The organism is Mesorhizobium sp. M0296 (assembly GCF_040321675.1).
Lineage (GTDB): Bacteria > Pseudomonadota > Alphaproteobacteria > Rhizobiales > Rhizobiaceae > Mesorhizobium.
In genome coordinates, this window is sequence record NZ_JAMYRZ010000083.1 from 1 (window position 1) to 11033 (window position 11033).

An 11033-nucleotide genomic window follows, 5' to 3' on the forward strand; every position below is an offset into this window, starting at 1 on the left:
TCGGCTGGGCTCTGAATGCTATGTCGAGTGTTCGGTACACGCTGGAAACGTCGTCACGTGCGCTGCAAATGAAGAACTCGCTGACTCAGGCCCAGATCCAAGCCATTGCCACGGAAAAATTACTGGATTTGGGATTGAAAGACGTCGACGTAACAATAGCAATCGACGTCGCCAGCGGCGGCTTTCGCATGGCACATCTGACCGCCCAATATGCGTTCGTGATCGAGTTCCCGTATTTCAACCGATATCCGATACATTATCAGACAACTGTCACAGTTCCCCTGATTGCATCGTGAGCACGTCCCCGGCCAGTCGAGCGGCACCTTTCGCAGGATGTTCGCTGCACGCCGCCTTTATAGGCGATCGCCTTGTACAGCGTGCCGTTGCCGGCTTTGTTCCGGCCGAGCCCCCACCCCTCGCCTAGCGCTGCGCCGCCGCTACTTGTTTGTTGACAGGCATGCGAGGCCTACATGTGGAATTTGGCAGCAGAGGGCTGGAGGCTCCTCAAGCAGAGCGTCATCGGCTTCATCGACGACAATGCGCTGAGCCATGGGGCGGCGATAGCGTTTTATGCCACGACCTCGCTTGCGCCGATCCTGCTCATCGTTGTGGCTATTGCCGGCATGGCCTTCGGGCACGAGGCGGCGCAACTCGCCCTTTCGGCACAGATCGCTGGCCTGATGGGGCCGCAAAGTGCCGAGCTGCTGCGAGCTACGATCGAAAACGCCTCGCAGAAGGAAGCCGGAACCCTCGCCAGCATTCTGGGGCTGGTCACGCTGTTCGTCGCCGCATCCGGCGTGTTCGGCGAGATGCAGCTGGGGTTGAACGAAATCTGGAAAGTCAAACCGAGCGGGGCAACGATTTCACGAATGGTTCGGGCACGCATTGCAAGCCTGGGCCTGGTCGCCGCCCTCGGTTTTCTGCTCCTGGTGTCGCTGGTCGTAAGCGCTGCAATTTCGGCGCTCGGAGAAGTCATCAACGCCTACCTGCCGTTCGGCACCATCATCCTGAGCGCGATCAACGGGATCGTCTCGTTTGCCCTGATCACGCTGCTGTTTGCCGCAATCTACAAGGTGCTGCCGGACCGCAGCCTGCAATGGCGCGATGTCGGCATTGGCGCCGTGGTCACCGGGTTTCTGTTCACCATCGGCAAGTCGCTGATTGGCTGGTATATCGGAACCAGCGCCATCTCATCGTCATACGGCGCGGCCGGCGCCCTGCTCGTCGTGCTGTTATGGGTCTATTATTCGGCCGAGATATTTCTGCTGGGCGCCGAATTCACGCGAGCCTATTCGGTTCGACACGGCAGCCGGTCCGATTTGAAGAACAAGGTGGAATTGCATGGCAAATGAGTTCACGCCGAAATTCGACCTGGCCGGCAAGGTGGTGCTGGTCCCCGGCGCCTCGCGCGGCATCGGCCGCGCCAGGACAACCGCACTGGGTCAAACCCGGTATCCGGCTCCCTCATTCATTGCCGGCAAGCCAACGGACGATATTCGCCATCAGTCTTCCGTAGAACGGCCATGCGAGGAAATCCTGCGAGAGCCAATGCGGGCCGATATCGGTTGCCCAAGCAATCGTGCGGCCGCGGCCATGGCTACCGACGGCAAGGAGCGGCCAGTCGGTGCCGCGATGGTGGCAAGTCGCCAGAAGCCGGGACGAACCGTCGCGCCTGAATTCCAGCTTGTTCATGCCGAGGATCGGCGGCAAAGGCCCCTCCACCCCGGAAAAAATCGGATGTGACGACTGCAGGATGGCGGCCTGCAGGCCTTGCGGCACCTCCATGCCGTCGCAGTAGGGTAGGCAACGGACCGGCAGAACGTCCTCGACCGGGGTGTCGTGGAAACGCGCCGTCCCGAACATGCCCTGAAAGCCCATGTAACCGCCGGCCAGCATCAGCCCGCCGCCACCTTCGACATAGGCCTTGAGCACATCGAGGCGGTTGACGCCGACACGCCCGGCGCGGGCATCCGGCGTCACCAGCAATGTCAGGGCGCCGACGTCGGAGATCACCACCGCCTGATATTGGGCGAGCCCATCGAGGTCATAGGGAAACGCCGCGCTGCAACGCTCGCCGCCGATCTGCGTGACCGCGATGCCTTCAGTGGCCAGCGCGGCATTGAAGGCCGTCGCACCATTTGTCGAGGCCGCACTTGTAAGCACGTCGCTGCCGATGGCAACCGAGGTCGTCGCTGCAAAGGTTTCGCCTGCAAGCAATATCTTCATTGCCGCCCCGCACTGTTTTCATTCGAGAGGTTTTTAGGAAGGGCGCCGGATGGACCGGCGCCCCCTAGAACTCAAGCTCTGTAGGATCAGAATTTGAACTCGGCCAGATTTTCGGGAGTCACGATCTTGGCCGGACCAAGGATCAGTTCGCCGCCGGCGCCAATCGTGTATTCGCCGAGCCTGCCTGCCGTGAACTTCTCACCCTCCTTGCCGGTGATCTTGCATTGCGCAAACGCCTGGGCCGTCTGATAAGTAAGATAGCCAAGATCGGTGACGTTCCACCAGATATCCTGAGCCGCTTCGTCCTTGATGTATTTCGAGATCAGAGTGGCCGGCGCGAGGCCGGTCAGCTTGACCTTGCCGATCATGCCCGCTTCCTCGAGTGCACGCGCGGCCGCCGGAAGGCCGATGCCTGCCGGGACGATGATCACCTTGAGATCGGGAAACGCCTGGACCAGCGCCAATGCCTGCTGCTGGTTGATCTGTTCGCTTTCTTCGCCATAGGCCACCTGCACCAACTTCATTTTGGAGAACTTCGGCTCGGCCGCCATCTTCGCCTTCATGAAGTCGATCCAGGCATTCTGGTTGGTCGCCGTCGGCGTCGACGACAGGATCGCGAATTCGCCTTCACCGCCGCTGAGGGCGAATGCACTTTCGAGCATCATCTCGGCGAGACTGTCGCCCTTCACCTGATTGACGAACACCGCACGCGCATCGGCGGCCACATCGGAGTCATACGAAATCACCCTGACGCCCTGCTGAACGGCGCGCTTCAGCGCAGGCGCGACGGCATTGGCGTCGTTGCCGGCAATTGCGATGACTCCGACCTTCTGCGACACGAGGCTGTTGATGAATTCGATCTGCGCCTCGGCGGTCGCCTGCGATGGGGCGACCTGGGTAGCGGTGCCGCCAATTTCCTTGGCTGCCTCTTGCGCGCCTCCGAAGGCCACTTTGAAGTAGGGATCCGTGTCGAGCTTGGGCAGGAAACCGACCGTTACGGGTTCCTTGGCGCACTCCTGGCTGAAGGCCAGCGAGCTTGGCGCAAGCAGAACCGCGGATGCGAGCAGGGCTAATCTAAACGCTTTCATTGTGACTCCTCCGTCAAAATTCGGGCTTGAAGGAAGGGGCCCGAGATCACCCCTTTGTCTCGCGCATTGCGCGGGATCTGCTGAGCATCTCCTGTGTGGAGCGCCAGTAATTGCCGATCAGCAGCGAGCCGATTAGAAGCAGGCCGATGATCATGCCCTGCGCGTCGCCACCGATCTGGTTCAGCGCCAGCACGTTGCGGATGATGGCGATCAGGACCAGTGCCAGCATGACGCCGGTCAGGCGGCCCTTGCCGCCAAAGACGCTGACGCCGCCGAGCAGCACGATGGTGATGACGTCGAGCTCCATGCCGAGCGCATTGTTGGCGCGGGCGTTGGAAAGGCGCGCGGTGTAGACGATGCCGGCTATCGCCGCGACGACGCCCGAGACGACGAACAGGTTCAGCACCATCCGGCGCGTGTTTATGCCGGAATAGCGCGCCACTTCGGGGCTGCCGCCGAGCGCGTAGATGCGCTTGCCGGTCGGCGTCTTCTGCAGCACGACCGCAAACACCGGCGCCAGCACCAGGAAGGGCACGATGGTCCACGGTATCTCGGTGCCAGGCAGGTTGTTGATGCCGAAATCGACGACCGCGGGCGGCAGGATGTTGACCGAGCCGGTGCCGAGCAGGATGTAGCCAATGCCTCGATAGAGCGCCATGGTGCCGAGCGTCACAACCAACGACTGCAGTCCAAGGCCCGAGACCAGATAGCCGTTGAAGGCGCCGAGCAGGCCGCCGATGACGAGCGTCAGCGGGATTGCGGCAAGTGTCGGCACACCGGCCTGGACCAGCAAGCCAAAGACGACGGACGTCAGCGCCAGCACCGAGGCGATCGACAGGTCGATCTCGCGGGTGATGATGAGCAGCGCCATCGGCAGGATCAGCAATGCCTTTTCCGAGGCGCTGGCGGCCAGTTGCGAGAGATTGAAGCCGGAAACGAAATTCGGCACGAAGATCGCCGCGTAGAGGAAGATGGCCACGCAAGAGGTCGCCAGCAGCAGATCCCAGAAGTCGATCGAACGGAGGAACTTTTTCACCGCGCCCTCGCCTGTCTTGCCTGCTCGGCCCGCCGCACGATGAAGGTGTCGATGCCGATGGCGACCAGGATCACGAGGCCGTAGACGCCCTGCAGCCACAGCGGGTCGACGCGCACCAGCGTCAGCCCGTTTTTGATGACGAGCAGCGTGAGCGCGCCGAGGATGATGCCGAGCAGCGTGCCCGAACCACCGCGGATGGCGACGCCGCCGACCACCGCCGACGCGATCACGGTGAGTTCGAAACCGAGCGCGACGCGTGCATCGATGGTCGCATAGCGCGATGCCCACAGCGCGCCACACAGGCCGCCGAGCAGGCCGGCCATGCCAAAGGCCAGCAGAATGCGGCGGTCGACGGGGATGCCGATAAGACGCGCGCCGTCGGGATTGGAGCCGGCGGCGAACAGTTCGCGCCCGATCGCCGTGCGATAGAGCAGCACGTAGCCCAGGCACAGGATAACGATCGCGATGACGACGATCAGCGGCACGCCGGCGATCTTCAGGCCGGTCATGTCGAGCCAGGCTTGCGTGACTTCGTCGGCGCTGATCTGATCACCGGCTGCCCAGATCGAGTTGAAGCCACGGAAGATCGACATCGAGGCCAGCGTGACGACGATCGCCGGGATCTTTCCCCTGGTGACGACGAGGCCGTTGATCAGGCCGGCGACGCCACCGACGGCGCATGCGGTTATCAGGCCAATGCCGATGTCGAGCCCTGGATAGGCCTGGACCATGCTGGCCGCCATGTAAGCCGACAGGCCGATCACCGCAGCGATCGAAAGGTCGATGTTGCGGGTGATCAGCACCAGCATCTGCGCGAGTGCTGCAACGACGAGCAGGGCGGCATCCATCGACACGGCGGTCAGGTTTGCAGCGCTCACCATGCGCGGGTTGATGATGGTGACCGGGATGGCGACCGCCAGCATCGCGGCGAGCAGACCGAACTCCCGCCGCTTCAGTATGTCGAGCGGTCCTTTTCTCTTCTCCTCGCCGGCGGCCTGTGCCGCCGCATCGGCGCTTTCGCCGGCCTTGGTCGCTGCTTCCAGCACCTTTTCCTGAGTGGCTTCGCCCCTGGCAAATTCGGCCGTCCGATGGCCTTCGCGCAGGACGATGATGCGGTCGCACATGCCGATGAGCTCGGGCATTTCGGAGGAGATCAAGATGATTGCCATGCCCTGGGCGGCAAGGTCGGCGATCATCGCATGCACTTCCGCCTTGGTGCCGATATCGATGCCTTGCGTCGGCTCGTCGAGGATGAGGACGCGCGGTTCGGTGCGCAGCCATTTGGCCAACACCACCTTCTGCTGGTTGCCGCCGGACAGTTCCTTTACCGGCTGCGCGTAGCCGGAAAAGCGAAGCTTCATGCGCTTCAGCCAGTCCGAAACCAGATTGATCGCGCGGTTCGTGCCGTAGAAGCCGGAGCGGGCTGCCTTGTCGAGGACTGGCAGCACCGCGTTGTCGAGGATGGAAAAATCCATCACCAGACTCTGGCCCATGCGGTCTTCAGAGACATAGGCGATACGCGCATCCATGGCGTCGCGTGCCGACGCGAAGCGCACAGCTTCGCCGTCGATCAGGATTTCGCCGGCATCGGGCTGGTCGATTCCGAACAGCACGCGCGCGATCTCGGTCCGCCCGCTGCCGACCAGGCCGCCGAGCCCGAGCACCTCGCCGGCATGGAGCTTGAGGTCGATATTGGAAAAGCCACCGGCGTGCGAAAGCCCCCTCGCCTCCAGCACCAGTGCGCCGGTGGCGTGGCTTCGTTGCGGATAGAGGTCGGTGACCTCGCGGCCGACCATCATGCCGATGGCGGCGGCGCGGCCAAGCTCGGCCCTCGGCTTGACGCCAATGAGGCGCCCGTCGCGCAGCACCGCGATGCGGTCGGCGATGCGGAAGATCTCGTCCATGCGGTGGCCGACGAACATCATCGCCACACCGTGCAGCCGCAGGTCGGCGACGACAGTGAACAGCCGCTCGACCTCGCGCTGCGAGAGGGCGGCCGTCGGCTCGTCCATGATCAGCACCCGCGCGTCGAGCGACAGGGCGCGGGCGATCTCGACCAGTTGCTGTTCGGAGGTGCGCAACGTTCCGAGCCGGGTTTCGGCCAGCACGTCGAGGCCGACTGTCGCCAGCACCCTGCGCGCGCCGGCAAGCATGGCGGCGTTGTCGATGCCGCCGAAGCGGTCGCGCGGCATATGGCCGAGATAGATGTTCTCCGCCACCGAAAGATCAGGGAAAAGACCGGGGTGCTGGTGCATGACCGAGATGCCGGCAGCCTGGGCGTCGTGCGGCGAATAGAAGACCACAGGCTTGCCATCGACTTCGACATGGCCGCCGGTCGGGAGATACACGCCGGCCAGCAGCTTTACGCAGGTGCTCTTGCCGGCGCCGTTTTCGCCAAGCAGAGCCAGCACCTCGCCTGAGCGCAATTCGAAGGACGCGTCCTTGAGGGCAATCGTGCCGCCGAAGGCTTTTGTCGCCTGAACCAGGGCAACCGGGACAGCCGCGTCGCTCTTCACCATGGCGTCGGCTTCGCCTAATGCGCCCAAGTGCAGCACCTTTCCTCCCTGGTCCTGTTTTTTCAATTTGCTATATTAAATGGCCGAATGCCGCAACTGGAAAATTGACTTCCATGGCCGCGAAGGGCACTGTCGCGTCGCGCACGGGTGCGATTGGAGTGCTCGACCCCGCGGCAGCCTCAAAGCTGCAAGCGGCTGGAGTGGCTCTGCGGGAATGAATGGGGAGGCGCCGGTTTTGTCCGGAAAAGGCAGCAATTCGGTCAAGGTTCGGCATTATAACGAGCGCTTCGTGCTTGACGCCATTCGCCGCCTGAAGGAGGCATCCAAGTCCGATCTGGCGCGCGCCGCAAATCTGACGCCGGCCGCGGTCGCCACCATTGTCGACGGGCTGGAGTCGTCCGGATTCGTAAAGCAAGTGGGGAAAAGGTTCGGGCAACGCGGATCGCCATCCACTCTCTACCGACTTGCACCTGAGCGTATCTACAGCGTCGGCATCAAGATCGGCCGGCGCGCGCTGGAAGCCGTGCTCGTCGACTTTGCCGGCGAGGTCCGCTCGCGCGAGTCGCACGAATATCGCTTTCCGGATCCCGACATGGTGCTCAAGGCCGGCAACATGTCGCTGGCCAATTTCGACAAGCTGGTCGAGGGGCTTGGCGATGCCAGCATCGTCGGCGTCGGCATCGCCTCGCCATATTTCCTCGGCGGCTGGAGCGAAGAGCTCGGCTTTCCCGACGATCTCGGCAGCCGCTGGGAAGCAATCGATCTGACGACGTTCTTCGCCACAAAGCCGAAGACCCCGGTCTTCGTGGAAAACGACGCATCATCGGCCGCACTCGCCGAACTCATCCAGGGGACCGGCGCGCGGTTCCGCGACTTCATGCATATCTCGATCGACACCTTTGTCGGCGGTGGACTGGTGCAAGGCGGCAAGGTCCATACCGGGCCGCACGGCAACAGCGCCGCGCTCGGTCCTTTGCCGGTCTCGCCTTCAAGCCTCGATTCGGTGGCGGCCAAGCCGGCGCGCTACCAGAGCCTGCTGCATCGCGCTTCGATCTATGTGCTGGTCAATCATCTCAAATCGCGCGGCATCGAGATCAACCGCGTGCGCGAACTCGACCCCTTGCCGCCAGGGGCGCGCGAACCGCTGTCCGAATGGATCGACGATTGCGCCAATGCGCTGGTCGAGGCGATCATCGCCATCACTTCCGTCATCGACATCGAGGCGATCGTCCTCGACAGCATCCTGCCGCGGCCGATTCATCTCGAGCTGCTGGCAAAGGTGCAGACCCAGTTCAACAGGATCAGCGCCATCGGCATCGTGGCGCCGGAAATCGTGTCGGGACAATTCGGCCCCGAGGCTTCGCCGATCGGCGCGGCGATGCTGCCGTTCTCGGCACTGTTGGCGCCCGACAGCGGCGTGCTGATGATCGGCAAGGACAGAACAATGCTGCCGGGTAGCCTTTCGAGGCTTGCCAGCCAAGGCCAACCAGCAAGAAGGTCAGCGCCTTCAACGGCATAAGATAGTGCCGCGAAAGAGCATCAAGCTCCGGACATCATCAACATCAGCTCACAGTCAGGCACGGGCACGGCGGGCTTTTTGCGCCGGCACCGGAACCTTTAGCGGCTGCTAATCTTCATTCATTACCGACATCGAATGCTGATCGGTCCGCGCTCCGCTTCAGTGCGGGCCCAGGAAGCAAGGAGGAACATATGAACTGGGATCAAATCAAGGGAAAATGGACGCAGTTCAAGGGCAAGGCGAAGGAGCAGTGGGGTGACCTCACCGACGACGATCTTGATCGTATCGAGGGCAACCGAGACCAGCTCTTGGGACGCATCCAGGAGCGATATGGCATTGCCAAGGAAGAGGCGGAGCGCCAGGTTGATAACTGGTCCAGAAGCATCAGCTGAGCCTTTGGATGCAATGCCGTTTGCTGCCCACCACCGGGGTGAAACTCTGCGTCGCCCGTGCCGACTGGTGCGGTGGGCTCTTTCGACAGCGAGGCCCGCGAGGATGCTTTAGCCATATCTGATGTTCTACTTGCGTGGCGGGCTTCGCCTCGGCGTGCCCAGCCCGTAGGCGAAGGAGCGTAATCATGAACAACATTATCTGGCTGGTCGGCGCGATCGTGATCGTAATAGTCATTTTGAGCTTTTTGGGTCTGCGATAGCATCTGAACCCTCTCTTCGAGCCGGCGACCGTCCCCGCTCGGCATGGCCTCAGCACGCCCAAGCTGGTCAGACTTAGGTCCCAAGCAAGACGCTCTGGGGTTGGACCGAAGCCCCGGCTGAGGAACGTAGACGGCTGGCTCACGTTGTGGTGAGCTTTGGCGCGACGAAGATGCGTCCGGGCGGAAGAGTTCAAGCCAGGGAGGAGAGGCCCGACGCTCCGAACGGGCGTTGGGCCTGGGCGTAAATGCAAACGATCAGCAGGCTGTTCAATTCCCATGCCCAGGCAGCACGTGCCGTGGCCAGACTTCAGGCTGCCGGGATTCGCCGCCGCCAGATCAGCGTGGTCGGATCTTACAACGACAATGATGAACCGATCAGCGTTGCTGGATATTACGACGATGAGATGAGCGCTCTCTGGCGGGGTGCCGTCGCTGGTGCCGCACTTGGCGCGACGGCTGGTCTGTTGGCCGGCTTCAGCGCTTTTGGAGCTCAAGGCGTTGATCCTGCGGGGATGACCGGCATGGCCCTGGTCGGTGCGGCTTGGGGCGGCTTTGCCGGCGTGCTTCTCGGAACTTTCGCCAATTTCGCCCAGAAGCCGCGCAAGCCGAAGATCGCAGAAGGTGTCGTACTGGTGATGGCCCGCGTCGATGAAAGGCAGGCAGGCGCCGCGCATACGGTGCTCCGGAGTTTCGCGGAGATGCCTTCCGGGCCGATGAAGAGGAGCGCTTTGCCAAATTCAAGCCGGCTCCGCGTCCGATCTGGTGCCCGATGAAGTTTGTTTCGCGAAACGGGAATTCAAACCGGAGGCGCCCGACGAAAGCTTGGCAAACCAACACTTTGGAAGCATGCGGGCTACTTGCCGTCGTGTTGTCCTTTATTCTTACCGTTCTGTTGGTTGGTCTCATCCTTGGCTGAACCCATGCCCTTGCCACCGGCGACACTATGCCCGGCAATTGGCGAAGGTTGTGGCCAGTTCGAAGGATTAAACCATTCGTGCTAAGCGTTAATAGCTTGTAGCCATAGGAGAGGACGCCAACGTGGACAAACGGGCTGAAGGAGACGCGGAGAAATTGGCTCGAGGCGAGTTCGAGCTCAGAGCCGAACGATATGGTGTGAACGCCTTTCTTCTCGTTGTCGAACTCGTAAATCTGCTGGAAAAGCGCGGAACGATCAGCAGCGACGACGTCGCCAAAATAGCCGAGGCCGCCGCACTTGCCGTTGCCGCATCCAGCGAACCCGACGTGAACAGCATCAATCTGTTGCAGGCCATCGCTGCCGCACGCCGGCCCAAATAGGCTTATATCAAATCCGCCAGCAATCGGCGCCAACCGATAAACGCTATGTTGAACTGATCTCGGTCGAGCGTACGGAGCCTTTCCATGTGCAATGACTACGAGCAGCACATCGCCTGGGCCGAATACTGCCGGACGATGGAATCGCTGGCGCTCAAAATCCCCAGCCATCAAACCGAATTGGATCTGCCGCAGGCGGATGACATCCACATCAACGACCCCGCGCCTGTAATGCGGGCTGCCGGCGACGCAATCGAACTGGCGTCGATGACGTTCGGCTTTCCCCCGGCCGGGCCAAAAGGCGGACCTGTATTCAACTTTCGCTCGGAGGGCCGGCAGTTCGGCAACAGCAAGCGCTGTCTCGTTCCGGCGTCGGCATTCTTCGAATTCACGGGAACGAAATATCCAAAAACCAAGCACAGGTTCACGCTGAATGGCCATTCGTTCATGGCGATTGCCGGGCTGTGGCGCGAGGGTGTCGGCAACAAGCCGCCGACGTTCACGATGCTGACGACCGATCCGGGGCCGGATGTCGCGCCATATCACAATCGGCAAGTGGTTGTGCTGCGGCCATCGGACTGGGCGGCGTGGATCCATCTGACGAAGTCCGAGGCTGAACGATAGTGTTGAAGAAGTCGGCGATGAAGCCGTGGATCCACTCGCACCGAAGCGTCTTGATTAAGGTCGACGCGACCTCCTCGCC

General features: G+C 62.0%; 11 protein-coding genes. 7 read left to right on the forward strand and 4 right to left on the reverse strand.

Annotation, left to right across the window (positions count from 1 at the left end):
• Both NKI97_RS34960 and NKI97_RS34965 read left to right on the forward strand, forming a co-directional pair.
• On the forward strand, positions 1-296 hold a 296-nt coding region (locus NKI97_RS34960; protein WP_352748541.1), incomplete at its 5' end, for a pilus assembly protein.
• Positions 297-470: 174 nt separating this feature from the next.
• Positions 471-1352 carry a YihY/virulence factor BrkB family protein gene (locus tag NKI97_RS34965; protein WP_352838557.1) on the forward strand — a complete coding sequence of 294 codons (882 nt, stop codon included), beginning with the start codon at positions 471-473 and terminating at the stop codon, positions 1350-1352.
• A gap of 112 nt (positions 1353-1464) precedes the next feature.
• On the opposite strand, the gene NKI97_RS34970 is transcribed toward NKI97_RS34965, so the two are convergent.
• From NKI97_RS34970 to NKI97_RS34985, 4 genes are all read right to left on the reverse strand, one after another.
• Positions 1465-2226: a glutamine amidotransferase gene (locus NKI97_RS34970; RefSeq protein ID WP_352838558.1), complete on the reverse strand. Its 762-nt coding sequence runs from the start codon at positions 2224-2226 to the stop codon at positions 1465-1467.
• Positions 2227-2312: 86 nt separating this feature from the next.
• Positions 2313-3314 (reverse strand): rhamnose ABC transporter substrate-binding protein, encoded by a 1002-nt coding sequence (locus NKI97_RS34975; protein ID WP_023677420.1) that lies wholly within the window; start codon positions 3312-3314, stop codon positions 2313-2315.
• Positions 3315-3360: 46 nt separating this feature from the next.
• Positions 3361-4350 carry an ABC transporter permease gene (locus NKI97_RS34980; protein WP_352838559.1) on the reverse strand — a complete coding sequence of 330 codons (990 nt, stop codon included), beginning with the start codon at positions 4348-4350 and terminating at the stop codon, positions 3361-3363.
• A complete protein-coding gene (locus tag NKI97_RS34985) occupies positions 4347-6905 on the reverse strand; it encodes an ATP-binding cassette domain-containing protein (RefSeq protein ID WP_502907145.1) in 2559 nt (852 codons plus the stop codon). Before NKI97_RS34985 ends, NKI97_RS34980 begins: the two co-directional genes overlap by 4 nt.
• A gap of 196 nt (positions 6906-7101) precedes the next feature.
• On the opposite strand from NKI97_RS34985, the gene NKI97_RS34990 reads away from it, so the two are divergent.
• The 5 genes from NKI97_RS34990 to NKI97_RS35010 all read left to right on the forward strand — a co-directional run bounded on the left by NKI97_RS34990 (position 7102) and on the right by NKI97_RS35010 (position 10954).
• The gene (locus NKI97_RS34990; protein ID WP_352453632.1) at positions 7102-8385 is read left to right on the forward strand and encodes an ROK family transcriptional regulator; all 1284 of its coding nucleotides are present in this window, start codon (positions 7102-7104) and stop codon (positions 8383-8385) included.
• 191 nt (positions 8386-8576) lie between these two features.
• Positions 8577-8777 (forward strand): CsbD family protein, encoded by a 201-nt coding sequence (locus NKI97_RS34995; RefSeq protein WP_023719429.1) that lies wholly within the window; start codon positions 8577-8579, stop codon positions 8775-8777.
• A 505-nt stretch (positions 8778-9282) separates the two neighbouring features.
• A complete protein-coding gene (locus tag NKI97_RS35000) occupies positions 9283-9810 on the forward strand; it encodes a hypothetical protein (RefSeq protein ID WP_352747142.1) in 528 nt (175 codons plus the stop codon).
• A 265-nt stretch (positions 9811-10075) separates the two neighbouring features.
• Positions 10076-10333, forward strand: coding sequence for a hypothetical protein (locus NKI97_RS35005; RefSeq protein ID WP_031211977.1), 258 nt, complete (start codon positions 10076-10078; stop codon positions 10331-10333).
• Positions 10334-10417: 84 nt separating this feature from the next.
• Positions 10418-10954 carry an SOS response-associated peptidase family protein gene (locus NKI97_RS35010; RefSeq protein WP_352838561.1) on the forward strand — a complete coding sequence of 179 codons (537 nt, stop codon included), beginning with the start codon at positions 10418-10420 and terminating at the stop codon, positions 10952-10954.
• Positions 10955-11033 lie beyond the last annotated feature (79 nt).